At 60.7% G+C, this 1,063-nt stretch carries 1 pseudogene and 1 other annotated feature; the pseudogene reads right to left on the reverse strand.

The window, feature by feature from the left end:
- Positions 1-39: 39 nt before the first annotated feature.
- Positions 40-1,063 (reverse strand): annotated as a pseudogene (locus tag B8784_RS16185) (IS3 family transposase); the annotation flags it as partial.
- Positions 871-987: a sequence feature (AL1L pseudoknot), on the reverse strand. It overlaps the preceding pseudogene by 117 nt.

Consider the following 1,063-nt stretch of genomic DNA (forward strand, 5'->3'; position numbering starts at 1 on the left):
TGAACCGCGCCGGTAACCCCGGAGGCTGTTTGGTTGGGGTCAAGCAGCGATAGCGTTTTCCTTCAGCGCTGCAAAGTAGTTGGCCTCGGCTTCTGCCGGTGGGATGTTTCCGATTGGCTCGAGCAGGCGGCGGTGATTGAACCAGTCGACCCATTCGAGGGTGGCGTATTCAACGGCATCGATGGATTTCCACGGGCCTTTCCGCCAGATGACTTCGGCCTTGTAGAGTCCATTGATGGTTTCCGCCAAAGCGTTGTCATAGCTGTCACCAACACTGCCCACCGACGGCTCAAGACCTGCCTCGGCCAGACGCTCCGTATACCGTATACTGACATACTGGCTGCCACGATCTGAATGATGGACAAGACCACTTCCAGAGCAGGGCCGCCGGTCATGCAAGGCCTGTTCAAGGGCATCAAGCACGAAGTCCGCATGCGCTGTCCGGCTGACCCGCCAGCCGACAATGCGGCGGGCGAACACATCGATGACGAAGGCGACATAGACAAACCCTGCCCAGGTCGAGACATAGGTGAAATCGCTGACCCAGAGCCGGTTCGGCGCCGGGGCCTTGAAGTTGCGGTTCACATGGTCGAGCGGGCACGGCGCCGCCTTGTCGCTGTAGGTCGTGCGATGCGGCTTGCCGCGGATAATGCCCTGCAGGCCCATGGCCTTCATCAGGCGCCTGACAGTGCAACGCGCCACGTCAAAGCCTTCCCGCCGCATCTGGTGCCAGACCTTGTTGGCGCCATAGACAGCGAAGTTCTCGTTGAAGACACGAAGGATCTCCGGCTTCAGCGCCTCATCCCGGCGGACGCGCGGCGGCCTGCGTTCGGGGCGACGCCGCCGCGCATCCGCCTCATGATATGTCGATGGGGCAATAGGCAGGACCCTGCAGATCGGCTCGACCCCATAAACATTACGATGATCGTCAATGAATGCGATCATGTCTTCGGTCGGCGGTCGAGCTCCGCCTGTGCGAAATATGCCGACGCCTTCCGGAGAATCTCGTTCGCCTGGCGAAGCTCCTTCACTTCGCGCTCAAGCATCTTGATCCGCTCGCGCT

The organism is Henriciella aquimarina (genome assembly GCF_002088975.1).
Taxonomy (GTDB): domain Bacteria; phylum Pseudomonadota; class Alphaproteobacteria; order Caulobacterales; family Hyphomonadaceae; genus Henriciella; species Henriciella aquimarina.